This is a genomic window from Pseudoalteromonas sp. SiA1 (assembly GCF_018732205.1).
GTDB lineage: Bacteria > Pseudomonadota > Gammaproteobacteria > Enterobacterales > Alteromonadaceae > Pseudoalteromonas > Pseudoalteromonas tetraodonis.
The window spans coordinates 2,770,423-2,785,647 of sequence record NZ_CP076084.1; the positions used below are offsets into that span (position 1 = coordinate 2,770,423).

The following is a 15,225-nucleotide window of genomic DNA, read 5'->3' on the forward strand; positions in this document are numbered from 1 at the left end:
TATTTTTGAGCAGCCGAAGGCTGCGATCGCGATATTTTTCTGTTGCTATTATTATTCTTTGAATTTTAGTGCTGATGTGACTTTTCTTGAATTTACCGCCGTATGACGGGGTTTTAGAGGGCTTTTGAGACTTATTACGCTCATCTTGGGCTATGCTGCCTTCATTAACGCCATTTTCTTCATGTTCTGACAGGCCGCTGCCAATAAGCATTGCGCACTGACATTCTTTATTCCTCTGTATCTACAATAACGATGCCCGTGATGTTGCTTTGCATCCGCGAAACTTCTTTCGACTGTTTCACCTCGTCGTTTGTATCGTTTTTTACCCCATTCGCTCAGCCGTATTTCATTTGCAGCCTCTACACTTGCTTGCCACACATGCCGTGTAATTACTTTGATATGGTTTTTACTGTTTGTGCATTGCGACCGCACTGGACAGTCTTTACATGTCTTCGGGGTTGAGTGGTATTGCCGATAACCTAGTCTATTCGTGGTGTTATAAATCAGTATTTCGCCTTGTGGGCATGTGTATGTATCGGTGTCTGCGTCGTAGCTGTATTCTCGCTTTGCGAAATAGCCTTTCTTTTTGTTTGGCCGTCGATAACCCAGGACACCAATGAGTTGTCGTTCTTCTAAATTATGGCACACTGCGGCTGTAAAATACCCTGCATCTAATCCTACGGCAATGGGGTTGAGTTCAAACGTATCAAGTACGCGGTCTAAGCGTTGTATGATTGGTTGACTGTCATGCACATTACCTGCTGTGGCATGTGTATCAACGATAATTCCGTGTTTGCCATCCACAACCCTATGGTCTAAATAGAAAAATCCTTTTGGCTTTTCATCACGCACCATAAACCCACTGTCTGGGTCAGTTCGGCTTACTTTGGTTGGTTTTGTACAAGGCTCCTTTTCCTCATACTTCAGGGGCTTTTTTCCTTCGGCTTCTCTGTCATTTATCACTGCTTTATTAAGCTGCTCAACATACACTGAGGGGCTGACTTTTAAGTCTTCAATGTCATAACGGCGCTTATTGGCATTGGCTTTTAAATGGGTGCTGTCTGCAAATAAACTATGCCCACCAATGAGCCCTTGCTTCATCGCTTGACGAACTATATTGTCGAAAATCGATTGATAAATATTGCTGTCTTTAAAGCGCTTTACACGGCTCTGGCTCAGTGTCGAATGATGGATAACGTCATCGGTGAGCCCTAAACCTAAGAACCAGCGGTATGCAACATTCACTTGCACTTCTTTAATAAGGCGGCGCTCACTTTGAATACCAAACAAGTAACCTAAGAAAAGGTATTTAAAAAAGCGGACAGGGTCTACGGCTGGTCGACCATTATTTTTGCAATATAAGTGGGCGACTTCATCACGTATGAATTCAAAGTCGATAGCTAAGTCTACGAGTCGTACTAAGTGGTCTTGTGGAACAAGGTGGTCAATTGCGACCATTTCTAATTCATGTTGTTGCGGGGTTTTATCTCTAAGCATAATGAACTCTCCAAATTCACTCTGCTTATTAGATCAAAGGGCTCGAGCTGTGTCTAGCCCTTTTTCAACAGTCTGAAGCGCCTAAGGCGCTTTTTTTTATGTGGGTTAAGACTAAGTCATATTACCTTTATCATCAAGGCCATCAATGGTCACACCTTGTAAGAAGCCTGCGCCTTGCTGCTCGTTATTACGTAGTTTTATCATTAAACGTAAGTCATTTGGCGAATCCGCATGATGAAGTGCATCGGCATAGTTAATCCGTTGCTGTCTGTAAAGCTCAAACAGCGCTTGGTCAAAGGTTTGCATGCCCATCTCTGTTGATTTAGCCATGGTTTCTTTAATGCCACCAATATTACCGTTTTTAATTAGCTCACTGACCATTGGCGTATTAAGTAATACCTCAATGGCAGCAACACGCCCTTCCCCATCAGAGGTAGGAATAAGTTGCTGAGCAATGATAGCGCGTAAATTTAATGCTAAGTCATATTTAAGCTTATCGTGCTTTTCTTTTGGTACTAAGTGCATAATGCGGTCAATAGCTTGATTAGCATTGTTAGCATGCAAGGTGGCAACACATAAATGACCCGTTTCTGCAAAGCTCAACGCATATTCCATGGTTTCTTGCGAACGAATTTCACCAATTAAAATAACATCAGGCGCTTGGCGCAAAGAGCTTTTAAGTGCCGATTCAAAGCTTTCAGTATCTAAACCCACTTCACGTTGGGTAATAATACTTTTTTGATGTTCATGCACAAATTCAATCGGATCTTCTATGGTTAAAATATGCCCACGTTGATTGCGATTTCTATAACCAATAAGTGCCGCCAAAGACGTTGATTTACCGGTTCCCGTACCACCTACAAATAACACGAGTCCGCGCTTTGACATAATCACATCGGTCAATGCAGAGGGTAATCCAAGCTCTTTAACATCGGGTATTTTAGTGACAATTCGACGAATAACCATGCCCGCTCTGTCGCGTTGCCAAAAAGCCGAAATACGAAAGCGCCCTTCGCTAGTTGCAATCGCAAAGTTACATTCTTTAGTGTTATGAAACTCTGCTTTTTGTTTTTCACTCATCGCTGATTCGACTAACTCTAGCGCTTGCTCATCTGTTAATTTATCGTCATTAAGAGGAGTTAGCTCGCCGTTAATTTTAGCGCTAATAGGAAGTTGGCTCGATACAAATAAATCAGAGCCTTTTTTGTCGATCATTATTTGTAAAAAGTGATTTAAAGATAAAGTCATAATAATTCCTTAAGCGCTAAACTGCGTCTTATCTTGCGCTTTTGTATACGCCGCTGAGTGAGTGATAATGCCACGGTTAACTAAGCTTGTTAAACATTGATCCATGGTTTGCATGCCTTGCGACGCACCGGTTTGAATTGATGAGTACATTTGTGCAATTTTATCTTCACGGATTAAGTTACGAATAGCAGGCGTTGCCAACATAATTTCATGTGCAGCCACTCGCCCTCCCCCTACTTTTTTTATCAGTGTTTGCGAAATAACTGCACGTAATGACTCAGAGAGCATAGAGCGGATCATATCTTTTTCTTCGCCAGGGAATACATCAATAATACGGTCAATGGTTTTAGGTGCAGAGGTCGTATGCAAAGTACCAAACACCAAGTGACCAGTTTCCGCAGCGGTCATAGCAAGGCGAATAGTTTCTAAATCTCGTAACTCACCCACTAAAATAACATCTGGGTCTTCACGGAGTGCGCTGCGTAGTGCGTTAGAAAAGCTATGTGTATCACGATGAACTTCCCGCTGATTAATTAAGCTGAGTTTATTATCGTGAACAAATTCGATAGGATCTTCAATAGTCAGCACATGATGATGCTTAGTTTGGTTAATGTAATCGACCATCGCCGCAAGCGTGGTCGACTTACCAGAACCGGTAGGGCCCGTGACTAACACTAGGCCTCGTGGGTTATCTGAAATTTGTTTAAATATTTCAGGTGCGCCTAAATCTTCAAGAGTGAGTACGTCACTCGGGATAGTACGAAACACAGCAGCAGGGCCACGATTAGAGTTAAAGGCATTTACACGAAAACGTGCTAAATTAGGGACTTCAAAAGAAAAATCCACTTCGAGATTTTGTTCATAGTCCTTACGCTGGTTATCGTTCATAATGTCATAAACCAGACTGCTGACTTCTTTATCTCCAAGTGCTGGTATATTAATACGTCGCACATCGCCATCAACACGTATCATAGGTGATACCCCTGATGATAAGTGCAAATCTGATGCTTTATGTTGCACACTAAATGCCAATAATTCGGTGATATCCATTTATGACTCCACAACTAACTGATAAATATATGGTTACAATAGCAGAACGACTCACATCCGCCTACGCTAGAATTGCAGAGGCAGCGCACAAAGCACAACGTAATAGTAACGATATTACGTTACTTGCAGTATCTAAAACCAAACCCGCTACTGATATTATGGCAGCTTATGAGCAAGGGCAACGTCAATTTGGTGAATCTTATGTTCAAGAGGCTGTAGATAAAATAGCGCAACTAGACACATTTAGCGATATTGTTTGGCATTTCATTGGCCCTATTCAGTCAAATAAAAGTGCTTTAGTCGCTGCCAATTTTGCTTGGGTGCAAAGTGTAGACAGACTTAAAATAGCCAAGCGATTAAACAGTCAACGCCCTGAGACAATGCCGCCACTAAATGTACTTATTCAAGTGAATATTAGCGAAGAAGAAGCAAAGTCTGGTTGTCACCCCAATGAAATCACTGAGCTGGCGCAATATATAGATCAATGTGCCCATTTACAGTTGCGCGGACTGATGGCTATTCCCGCTAAAAGTGACGATGCAAACACGCAAATTCAATATTTTGAGCAATTACAAACTTGCTTTGATAAACTACAGACCCAATATCCTCATATAGATACGTTGTCGATGGGGATGAGTAACGATGTAGAAGCTGCCATAGCGGCAGGTTCAACCATGGTGAGGATCGGCACAGATATTTTTGGAACACGAACTTAAAAGGTGATAACAGACATATGTCAGATAAAAAAATCGCATTTATAGGCACAGGTAATATGAGCTACGCCATCATTGGTGGCATGGTAAAAAACGGCTTTAACGCAAATAATATTATTGCGACTAACCGCAACCAAGAAAAACTAGCTAAGGTAGCTGCCGATTTCAAGGTGCAAACCACCAGTGACAATAACGAAGCTATGCGCGATGCCGATGTCATTGTTTTGTCTGTTAAACCACAAATGATGGGCGATTTATGCCAATCATTTCAAGATTCAGGTGTCGACTTTAGCGATAAATTATTTATCTCAGTCGCGGCAGGCTTAACCGTTAAGCGCTTACGTGAAATGCTTGGTCAAGATGTAAAAATGGTACGTTGTATGCCAAATACGCCATCATTACTTGGCCGTGGTGTATCTGGCTTATATGGTGCAGGCGAAACCCAAAGTGAGCATGATTTTGTACAGCAAGTATTTGAATGTACAGGCATCGTTGTATGGGTTGAAAAAGAGTCGCAAATAAACGACGTGATTGCTGTTACCGGCTCTTCACCGGCTTACTTTTTCTTATTTATGGAAGCCATTGAAGAAAAAGCCAAAGCGCTTGGGTTTAGTGATGAAGACGCACGCCGCTTAGTGCAGCAAACCGCCCTTGGCGCAGCTGAAATGGCACTTAGCCAAACTGATATTAGCATTTCACAATTACGTTCAAATGTGACATCAAAAGGCGGTACCACGCATGCAGCCGTTGAGCATTTAAAAGCACAAGGTTTAACTAAAACCGTAGGCGATGCAATGGATGCGTGTATTGCGCGTGCAGTGCAAATGGAACAAGAACTTTAAAACCATTTTTTATTGAAGGTTATACTATGAATGCCATGCAATTTTTAATTAGCACCTTGTTTGATCTATTTTTAATGGTGGTACTACTGCGTTTTTGGCTACAGTGGGCAAAAGCCGACTTTTACAACCCTATGAGCCAATTTGTGGTCAAAGCCACTTCGTTTGCAGTTAACCCGCTGCGAAAAATCATTCCAGGGCTAGGCGGGCTTGATTTAGCCTCTTTGTTGCTGGCATTTATAGTGGCTGCGGCAAAAATAAGTACCCTAATGTGGCTTATTTATAGCTCTTGGGCTATTCAGCCTGTGCTTATACAGGCGCTAATAACTGTTTTAAAAGAAGGTTTAAATTTAGTCTTTTGGGTGTTAATCATCCGCGCTATTTTAAGCTGGGTAAGCCAAGGCTATAACCCAATTGAAGCGGTATTCCATCAGCTTACTGAGCCAATGTTAAAGCCCATCCGTAAAATTTTACCGCCATTAGGGGGATTAGATTTATCGGTACTGGTACTAATCATCGGCATTCAGTTTTTACAAATGCTGCTAATGGACCTTTTAGCTTAAGCATAACGTAATATAAAAGAGGCCTAGTGCCTCTTTTTTACATACTCAGGAGTTAACTATGCAACGTTTAATAAAGTTTTGTTTTATTGCTTGTCTCGTTTTAGCATTTAATGCGCACAGCGCACAAGAACAAGGCGCTCAATATAAAGAACTAGGCCCTTGGCAAGTTCATTATATAGCCTTTCCATCAACGTTTATTCAGCCACAAATAGCCAAAACATATGACTTGGAACGCAGTGGCTACAAAGGTATTGTTAATATTTCCATCTTAAAAAATGATACTGATAAAACAGCGCAAAAAGCGACATTACAAGGCACCGCTAGAAATTTATTAGGCAATAAACAAAGCCTCAACTTTAAAGAAGTCGTTGAAGGCGATTCTGTTTATTACCTAGCACAAGTAGATTACACCAACGAAGAAATTTTACGTTTTGAAATTGAAATCCAACAAGGTAACCAGTTCCAAACATTAAAGTTTCAGCAAAAATTTTACGTAGATTAAATATGACCAACACCTTAGTACTTGCAACCGGCAATCCCGGCAAAGTAAATGAGCTGGCTAACATGCTCAGCTCGCTTAATATTAATGTAGTACCACAAAGCGACTTTAATGTCAGTGACGTGGCCGAAACAGGCACCACGTTTGTAGAAAACGCGATAATTAAGGCGCGTCATGCAGCTAAAATAACTGGATTACCGGCTATTGCTGATGATTCGGGATTAGAAGTTGATAGCTTAAATGGCGCACCCGGTGTTTACTCTGCTCGCTTTGCAGGTAAAGGCGCAAGTGATCAAGATAATATCGATAAATTACTGGCTGATTTAGGCGATAACCCTAACCGACGCGCTCGTTTTTGGTGTGTGTTAGTACTGATGCGTCACGCGGACGACCCTACCCCACTTATTTGCAGTGCTAGCTGGGAGGGCGAAATTACCCTTAGCCAACACGGTGAAGGTGGCTTTGGCTACGATCCTATCTTTTTTGTGCCATCAGAAAATTGTACCAGTGCAGAGCTGACAAAAGCGCAAAAAAATGCACTGAGTCATCGTGGGCAAGCACTTAAAATGTTACTGCAAGAGCTACAACACAAAGGCGGCCTGTGAACCTTCCTCCACTGAGTTTATATGTGCATGTGCCATGGTGCGTGCAAAAATGCCCTTACTGCGACTTTAACAGCCACGGACAAAAAGGTGACATCCCTGAAGCTGAGTATGTGCAGCATTTAATCGACGATTTAAAAGCTGATTTACACTTAGTACAAGGGCGTAAGATTCACAGTATTTTTATAGGTGGCGGCACACCAAGCCTATTAACCGGCGCGGCATACACCCGTTTACTCAAGGAAGTAGATAGCCTAATTGGCTTAAGCGATAACTGTGAAATAACCCTTGAAGCAAATCCCGGCACAGTAGAAACGGGCCGTTTCAAAGATTATGTAAAAGCAGGCATTAACCGTATCTCTATCGGCGTGCAAAGCATGCAGGACGATAAGTTAAAAGCCCTAGGTCGAATTCATGGTGCCGATGAAGCCAGTTATGCTGCACAGCAAGCCAGTGAAGCAGGGTTAAATAGCTTTAACCTTGACTTAATGCATGGCTTACCAGGGCAGTCTCTTGATGATGCACTGAGTGATTTAAAACAAATTATTGCGCTCAATCCACCGCATATTTCTTGGTATCAGCTCACCATTGAGCCCAATACGCAATTTGCTTCAAAACCGCCGACTTTGCCACAAGATGAAACCTTATGGGATATTCAAGAGCAAGGCCAAGCATTATTAGCACAAGCTGGCTATCAGCAATATGAAATATCAGGGTATGCAAAACCTGGCTATCAATGCCAACATAACTTGAATTATTGGCGGTTTGGCGATTATCTTGGCATTGGCTGCGGCGCTCATGGTAAGGTTACTGATGCGAAAACGGGGGTGATAACACGCACTGAAAAGGTAAAACACCCTCGGGGCTATATGGATATTATTAAACCCTACTTGTACAAAAGCTGGCAAGTAGAGCAAGACGACTTAGCGTTTGAATTTTTTATGAATCGCTTTCGTTTAATAGAGCCATGCCCTATAAATGATTTTAATGCGCTGACGCAGCAACCACTGCAAAGCCAACAGCATGCACTAGATAAAGCCATTAATGCCGGTTTACTAACAAAAACAGACAGCCACTGGCACGTTACACTCCAAGGGCAACGTTTTTTAAATGATCTACTTGCGTTATTTGTTTAGTGACAATAATAGGTTTCTAACAACAAAAGGGAAACGAATGCGTAAACTTACTCTAATTGCTGCCACCATTAGTGTGGCACTGCTTGCAGGTTGCCAACAAGCAACACAACAATCAACGCCTGCACCTGCGGTTCAAGCTCAACCTGTTCAAAGTGAAATTGACAAAGCGAATGCTTTTTTTGAAGACACTTTTAATCGTGATGTAATGAGCAGCCCGGTTTATCAAACCTACATGGGCATCAAAAAAGATTACGATAAATGGGATGACAACAGCGAAGAAAAAGCCCTTAAAGACTTGGCACAAGCTAAAGCCGATTTGGTCACACTCAACAGCATTGATCGTGCGCAATTAGATACAGCAACCCAAGTAAGTTATGATTTAAAAAAACAAGATTTAGAAGCCAGCATTGCTGATTTCAAATGGCGTTACCATAACTACCCAGTAAACCAAATGTTTGGTACGCACTCTATGGTGCCGGCTTTTTTAATCAACCAGCATCAAATTAGCAACGTAAAAGAAGCCAACGATTACATTGCTCGTTTAAATGGGGTACCGGGTGTATTTGATCAGCTTATTACTGGCTTAGAAATTCGCGCCGATAAAAACATCATCGCGCCTAAATTTGTATTCCCACACGTCATTGATTCAAGCAAAAACATCATTAAAGGTGCGCCGTTTGAACAAGGTGAAGATTCTACGCTTTTAGCTGACTTTAAACGCAAAGTTAATGCCTTAGAAATAGACCAAGCTGAAAAAGATGCACTTATTAGTAAAGCGACTGAAGCATTAAAAACAGCGGTTAAACCTGCTTACTCTAAGTTAATTAACTACATTGCACAGTTAGAAAAACGTGCTGATGACCGTGACGGTGCTTGGAAATTCCCTGATGGCGAAGCGTTTTACAATAACGCACTGAAACGCACCACCACGACAGACCTTACAGCAAAAGAGATTCATGCCATTGGCCTTGCTGAAGTATCACGTATTCATGATGAAATGCGTGCCATTAAAGATAAAGTCGGTTTTGAGGGCGACTTAAACGCCTTTATGCAGTTTATGAAAACCGACAAGCAATTTTATTTAGCTAACACTGAAGCTGGTAAAGCACAGTACCTAAGTGAAGCTAAAGGCTTAATTGATAACATGAAAACACGCTTAGATGAGCTGTTTATTGTAAAACCAAAAGCCGACATGATTGTAAAACGTGTTGAAGCATTCCGTGAAAAAGCGGCAGGTAAAGCGTTTTATCAACAACCTGCGCCAGATGGTTCTCGCCCAGGTATTTACTACGCCAACCTATACGACATGGAAGCAATGCCTACTTACCAAATGGAAGCCTTGGCTTATCATGAGGGGATTCCGGGTCACCATATGCAAATTGCCATATCACAAGAACTTGAGGGTGTACCTAAGTTCCGTAAATTTGGTGGTTACACAGCCTACATTGAAGGCTGGGGGTTATACTCAGAATTACTACCAAAAGAAATGGGCCTTTACGAAGACCCGTATTCAGATTTTGGTCGCTTAGCCATGGAATTATGGCGTGCATGTCGTTTAGTGGTTGATACCGGTATTCACGCAATGAAGTGGACTCGTCAAGAAGGTATTGATTACTACGTTAACAACACCCCTAACGCCACTTCTGACGGTGTGAAAATGGTTGAGCGTCACATTGTAATGCCATCTCAAGCAACGGCTTACAAAGTAGGTATGCTGAAGATTTTAGAACTACGTGAAGATGCTAAAATGCAACTTGGCGATAAGTTTGATATCCGCCAGTTCCACGATGTAGTGCTTAAAAATGGCCCTGTACCATTAAACGTACTAGAAAACTTCGTTAATGAGTGGATTGCCAGCAAACAAGCTTAATTTTTAAGTATTTACTTAAAGGTATAAAAGGTCGCAATTGCGGCCTTTTGTTTTATAAAGCAAAAAATTAAGCTAGGATAAAGTTGGAATTCAAGGAGAACAGAATGGATCTAAGCATACAGCTACTCAATGCGCGTATTAAACAACAGCAGTTTGATGAGCTAGATAACGATTTTAAAAAGCTCACTGAGGCACAGCAAGTAATACAGCTTAATTACCTGTTTGAAAGTGCGCTACGCATGAGTATTAAATACGATTTTATGCAAAACATCGCCGTGCGTATTTTAACCACTAATACGCCACCAGCGCCGTTTATTGAAAAACTAACCAGTTTAGATGCGCTGAGTTTTTTTACGCCTGCACTTAAATTAAATAAGGGGTTTATTAGTACAGACGACACTGGCAATAACGCCCTGCATAATGTATTTAAGCAAGCAATGCCCACACAACTGCCTTTTAACTATGTTCGCTCGTTAATGTTATTTGAATCTAACGAAGAGTTACTACATGCGTTAGCACATACAAATAAGCGAGGGCTCACTCCGGTTGCCAGTTATATTGCCTATGCACATAAGCCAAACATTCCGGTAAAACATGAATTTTCGGCCTTGCTCGCATTAATGGAAATTGAGCAAAAACAAAATCCTGCAGCAAAATTACAAATACTTGAGGCATTAAAAAATAATCCCCCAAGCGAGATAACCTTGCTACTGAGCGCCGCTTATTTACAGCGCTCTACTGAACAAGTGGCGGCTCTAATCTGATAAGTAATATTCTACGCTGGTAACAACACGTACGTTTTTAATTTGCGGCGTGTTTGAATCCCGATCGCTAATGCTAAACTGCCCTTGGCGAGCGGTTTTAATTTTACCTAAGCGTGAATTTGAATCTTTAGCAAACTTATCTGCCACTTCACGGGCTTTTTCTGTGGCTTCTTGCACCATGGCTGGTTTTATATCGTTAAGCCCAGTAAAAATATACTCAATACGGGTTTGATAGTTGTCTTGCACAATAGCTATATTTTGTTTAGCTAGCTGACTCACTTTGCTCAGTGCGTTTTTAATTTTATCAGGAGCATTGGAGTAAACAATAATATTTGAGCTAATAACATACCTAAACTTTTGGTTATCATTCGCGTATTCACGGGCTTGCTTATCAATAATAGATTGAGTACCTGTCGATATTTCTTGATCATCAAAGCCGTGTAACTTTAAAAAAGCAATCACCGCATCATTTTTTTGCTCAACTCGCTCAACAAGCTTTTCAAGATTGTTGTCGGCATCGTTAAACTGCAAAGGCCAAATAACGGTATCTGCCACAACTTCACGTTCAGCTAACCCTTTTACCTGCACCGTGCGCTCCATCCCTTTAATATCAAGCGCAGCCCCTTTTATAATAAAACCCAATGCAATTAGGCCAATGCTTAAACACGCTGCTGCCATAACAACGGTTACATTCGATATTTTATTCACCTTAGTCTCCTTGACCGATATCAATAATAAGCACGTTCACGCTCGAAAAAACACTATAAACAGGTTACATTGAGAAGGTATAGATAGCAAAACTTAATCAGCCAAGGAAACGCAATGAGTCTAAAACGTATTAGCCAGTTTTTTAATCCAAGCTCAGTCGCTGTTATTGGGGCATCAAACACCCCTACTCGGGCTGGTAATGTGGTAATGCGTAATTTATTACAAGGCGGGTTTAAAGGGCCCATCATGCCTGTTACACCCAATCATACTGCAGTGCATGGCGTATTGGCTTACTCAAGTATTGAAGCCCTCCCCAAAGTACCTGATTTAGCCGTTATCTGTACCAATAAAAACACCTTAATGAAAATTATTGAGCAGCTAGGTACGCTGGGGTGCCAAAGCGCTATTATTATTGCTGATGGCCTAACAGGTACCCAAAAACAAGAACTTAAAGATAACGCTGCAAAGCATAAAGTGACGCTGCTTGGCTCAAATTGCTTAGGGTTACTAATTCCGCATATAGGTTTAAACGCGAGTTTTTCGCACACTGTTGCCACGCCAGGTAAACTGGCTTTTGTGTCGCAATCAGCGGCTGTTTGTTCAACGATTCTTGATTGGGCTAAAAATAAAGAAATTGGCTTTTCATACTTTGTATCTATGGGAGATTGTTTAGATATTGAGTTTGACGAAATACTCGACTTTTTAGGCCGCGACGCTAAAACCAAAGCTATCCTACTTTACATAGATAACATTAATGATATTCGCAGCTTTATTTCTGCCGCGCGTGCGGCGGCATTTTCTAAGCCCGTGATCGCTATTAAAACAGGCAGAACCAGTGCAGGCGCTCTTGCCGCTGAAATACACACCGGCGGAAAACAAAGCTCAGATGCAGTATATGATGCCATGTTTCAACGTGCAGGGATGTTGAGAGTAAATGATTTACGCGAACTCTTTGCCGCCACTCAAACCTTGGCAATGCACCCCAAATTACTGCAAGTAGAGCAGCTAACTATATTAACTAATGGCGGCGGCCCTGGAGTGATGGCCGTTGATGAACTTATTCAAAGCTCAGGTAAACTTGCTCAGCTTAGTGATGAAACGCGCGAAGCACTCAATAAAGTGATCCCACATTCAGACACAACATCAAACCCTGTCGATATATTTGGCGATTCTGCGCCAGTGCGTTACAAACACGCATTAGAAATACTGCTTAATGCTAAAGAAGTTAAAAACTTACTGATCATTCATACTCCATCGGCATTGGCCCCGAGTGAAAATTACGCTCAGGTTATTGTTGAGGCACTGAACAAATTACCAAAAATGGCACGCCCGTATGTGATCACTAATTTCATGGGAGAAGATGCCGCCTTCGCAGCCAGACGCATCTGCGCAAATAACGCCATTCCGACCTATCGTACCCCAGAAGGCGCAGTAGGTGCCTTTATGCATTTAGTAAGCTATCGTCGTAACCAAAAACATTTAACCCAAACGCCAGAATCAAACACCGATGATGCGACTATTAATAAAGTAGCAGCGAAAGCAGCTATTAAAGAGTTTTTAAATGATGAGCAACATTACTTATCAACCCATCAAGCGAGTCAAATTTTAAGTAGCTACGGTATAGACTGTATCCAAACTGAAGTAGCCTACACCCCTACCGAGGCAAAAGAGCAAGCAATAGAGCTAGGTTTTCCGGTCGCATTAAAATTGATGAGCCCCAGTATTCCCTCTAAGTCTGAAGTCGGTGGCGTAGTACTCAACCTCAATGATGCACAAGAGGTCGAGCAAACGGCATTTGCCATGCTGTTAAGAATAAAAAACACCTACCCTGATGCTATTATTGATGGCTTTTCATTACAAAAAATGGCACCGAGAGCAGGCGCCAATGAGCTGCGCATAGCCATTAAAACAGAGCCTAATTTTGGGCCAGTTATTTTATTAGGTGAAGCTGGCACAGGGCTTGAGTACGCTCAAGCGGCGGTGGCCTTGCCACCACTGAATATGAACCTAGCTAAATATTTAATTGCCGCCGCCCATGATAAGGGAGTTCTTAAAGATCGCATTCTGCCAGAAAAAGTAGATAAATATCGTTTATGTGCGCTACTGACCCGAATTTCTCAACTCGTTGTCGATCAACCCGATATCACCTCATTAGAGCTAAATCCTATTTTAGCCAGTAATGGGCAGTTTTTAGTCCTTGATGCCACCATGAACTTAAATCAGTATCAGGTTCAGGCGCACCGAAAACGTTTATCAATCCGCCCTTATCCTATTGAGTTGGTTGAAACCGTGACCCTAAAAAATAAGACCTTAGCAACGCTCAGACCAATCAAACCAGAAGATGAGCAGGCACATCAAGAGTTTGACCGCTCCTTAAGCAAAGAAGATAGGTACAAGCGCTTTTTTGGTGAATTGCCACAATTTAACCATGATCAACTCGCTAAAATGACGCAAATTGATTACGACCGCGAAATGGCGTTTATTGTTACCCAAACACAAGACGAGCAACAACACACATTAGGGGTTTCGCGAGTGATTATGGATCCCGACAACTTACAAGCAGAGTTTGCCATTGTGGTACGTTCTGATTGCCAAGGACTTGGGTTAGGGCGTATTTTAATGAACGCGGCTATTTCTCACTGCAGACGCCAAGGCGTGAAAACGGTTGAAGGTATCACCCTGCCAGAAAATACCGGCATGATTGAGTTGGCTCGTAAACTCGGGTTTAAAATAAGTCGTGATTTTGAAGAAGGCAGTATCAATATGCTGCTCACATTGTAATAGGTACTATGCGTAAACTAAGACAAACCATAAACCAAGTATTTGAAGCGTCAGGTAAGTATCAGCGAGCGGGACACATTTTAGATGTCATACTGATCAGCATAATTATGATTAATGTGGTGGCGATTGTGCTTGAGTCGGTGCACAGCATCGCAACCGAGTACTATAGCGAGTTTTTAATCTTGGAGCTGGTATCAGTGGCTATATTTAGTGCTGAATACCTAATACGTGCTTGGACTTGTGTCGATCGCGTAAAGTACGCCTCCATGAATTGCTCAAACACACAAAAACGGATTCGATATATTTTATCACCTCTGGCAATTATCGATTTAATTGCCATTTTGCCTAGTTTATTAATGTTTTTCTTTGCTATCGATTTACGTTTTTTACGGGTACTGCGGTTGTTGCGGGTATTTAAGCTCACCCGTTACTCTCGAGCAATGCAATTGTTATTGCAGGCGTTTATTGATGAGTCGAGTTCATTACTGGCGGCATTTTTTATTATGTCTGTGGTACTTATTTTAGCCTCTTGCGGTATTTATTTATTAGAGCACGACATTCAACCAGACAAGTTCGGCTCTATTCCTGCAGCCATGTGGTGGGCAATGGCAACCCTAACTACGGTTGGTTATGGCGATGTTGTGCCTATAACGCCTATTGGTAAACTATTTGGTGGCGTAATCACTTTGGTGAGTATGGGGATGGTTGCCATACCAACCGGTTTATTAGCGTCGAGTTTCTCAGAGCAAATACGCAAACGTCGCCAGCTATTTGAAGATGCCACCCACGAGAAAATAACCGATGGTAAGCTCACTGATGAGCAGATGCATCACCTTGAGGAGTTACGCTACAAGCTAGGGCTAAGTAAGCTAGAGGCCAATAAAGCGATAAAAGCAGAGCTTAATAAACGCAGCTCACACTTATTTTGCCGTCACTGTGGTAAGCGTCCTTAATA

At 41.9% G+C, this 15,225-nt stretch carries 14 protein-coding genes; 10 read left to right on the forward strand and 4 right to left on the reverse strand.

Features of this window, described 5'->3' with window-relative positions; all coding sequences use genetic code 11:
• Positions 1–150 precede the first annotated feature (150 nt).
• The 3 genes from KK487_RS12870 to KK487_RS12880 form a co-directional block, all read right to left on the reverse strand.
• On the reverse strand, positions 151–1,497 hold the full coding sequence (locus tag KK487_RS12870; protein WP_138561695.1) for an IS1182 family transposase: 1,347 nt from the start codon (positions 1,495–1,497) through the stop codon (positions 151–153).
• A 111-nt stretch (positions 1,498–1,608) separates the two neighbouring features.
• Positions 1,609–2,745 (reverse strand): PilT/PilU family type 4a pilus ATPase, encoded by a 1,137-nt coding sequence (locus KK487_RS12875; RefSeq protein ID WP_013465850.1) that lies wholly within the window; start codon positions 2,743–2,745, stop codon positions 1,609–1,611.
• A 9-nt stretch (positions 2,746–2,754) separates the two neighbouring features.
• The gene (locus tag KK487_RS12880; RefSeq protein WP_013465851.1) at positions 2,755–3,795 is read right to left on the reverse strand and encodes a type IV pilus twitching motility protein PilT; all 1,041 of its coding nucleotides are present in this window, start codon (positions 3,793–3,795) and stop codon (positions 2,755–2,757) included.
• A gap of 2 nt (positions 3,796–3,797) precedes the next feature.
• Here KK487_RS12880 and KK487_RS12885 point away from each other — a divergent pair, with 2 nt between their 5' ends.
• The 8 genes from KK487_RS12885 (at position 3,798) to KK487_RS12920 (ending at position 10,781) form a co-directional block, all read left to right on the forward strand.
• Complete coding sequence (locus tag KK487_RS12885) at positions 3,798–4,511, forward strand: YggS family pyridoxal phosphate-dependent enzyme (protein WP_024600821.1); 714 nt, start codon at positions 3,798–3,800, stop codon at positions 4,509–4,511.
• Positions 4,512–4,528: 17 nt separating this feature from the next.
• Positions 4,529–5,350 carry a pyrroline-5-carboxylate reductase gene (gene proC / locus KK487_RS12890; RefSeq protein ID WP_013465853.1) on the forward strand — a complete coding sequence of 274 codons (822 nt, stop codon included), beginning with the start codon at positions 4,529–4,531 and terminating at the stop codon, positions 5,348–5,350.
• A gap of 26 nt (positions 5,351–5,376) precedes the next feature.
• Positions 5,377–5,910, forward strand: a complete 534-nt coding sequence (locus KK487_RS12895; RefSeq protein WP_008113334.1) for a YggT family protein — start codon at positions 5,377–5,379, stop codon at positions 5,908–5,910.
• 58 nt (positions 5,911–5,968) lie between these two features.
• Positions 5,969–6,412: a DUF4426 domain-containing protein gene (locus tag KK487_RS12900; RefSeq protein ID WP_128583159.1), complete on the forward strand. Its 444-nt coding sequence runs from the start codon at positions 5,969–5,971 to the stop codon at positions 6,410–6,412.
• Between the two features lie 2 nt (positions 6,413–6,414).
• Positions 6,415–7,014 carry an XTP/dITP diphosphatase gene (locus KK487_RS12905; protein ID WP_069439858.1) on the forward strand — a complete coding sequence of 200 codons (600 nt, stop codon included), beginning with the start codon at positions 6,415–6,417 and terminating at the stop codon, positions 7,012–7,014.
• Positions 7,011–8,147, forward strand: coding sequence for a radical SAM family heme chaperone HemW (gene hemW / locus KK487_RS12910; RefSeq protein ID WP_058155239.1), 1,137 nt, complete (start codon positions 7,011–7,013; stop codon positions 8,145–8,147). The genes KK487_RS12905 and hemW overlap by 4 nt, the downstream gene beginning before the upstream one ends.
• A gap of 37 nt (positions 8,148–8,184) precedes the next feature.
• The gene (locus tag KK487_RS12915; protein WP_215521833.1) at positions 8,185–10,017 is read left to right on the forward strand and encodes a DUF885 domain-containing protein; all 1,833 of its coding nucleotides are present in this window, start codon (positions 8,185–8,187) and stop codon (positions 10,015–10,017) included.
• Between the two features lie 104 nt (positions 10,018–10,121).
• Positions 10,122–10,781, forward strand: a complete 660-nt coding sequence (locus KK487_RS12920) for a hypothetical protein (protein WP_215521834.1) — start codon at positions 10,122–10,124, stop codon at positions 10,779–10,781.
• On the opposite strand, the gene KK487_RS12925 is transcribed toward KK487_RS12920, so the two are convergent.
• Positions 10,773–11,489 carry an SIMPL domain-containing protein gene (locus tag KK487_RS12925; RefSeq protein WP_064663416.1) on the reverse strand — a complete coding sequence of 239 codons (717 nt, stop codon included), beginning with the start codon at positions 11,487–11,489 and terminating at the stop codon, positions 10,773–10,775. The two genes, KK487_RS12920 and KK487_RS12925, sit on opposite strands and share 9 nt — an antisense overlap.
• A 114-nt stretch (positions 11,490–11,603) precedes the next feature.
• Between KK487_RS12925 and KK487_RS12930 the strand changes: the two genes are divergently transcribed.
• Together KK487_RS12930 and KK487_RS12935 are read left to right on the forward strand one after the other, a co-directional pair.
• Positions 11,604–14,270: a bifunctional acetate--CoA ligase family protein/GNAT family N-acetyltransferase gene (locus KK487_RS12930; protein WP_024600829.1), complete on the forward strand. Its 2,667-nt coding sequence runs from the start codon at positions 11,604–11,606 to the stop codon at positions 14,268–14,270.
• Positions 14,271–14,278: 8 nt separating this feature from the next.
• The gene (locus tag KK487_RS12935; protein ID WP_024600830.1) at positions 14,279–15,223 is read left to right on the forward strand and encodes an ion transporter; all 945 of its coding nucleotides are present in this window, start codon (positions 14,279–14,281) and stop codon (positions 15,221–15,223) included.
• Positions 15,224–15,225 lie beyond the last annotated feature (2 nt).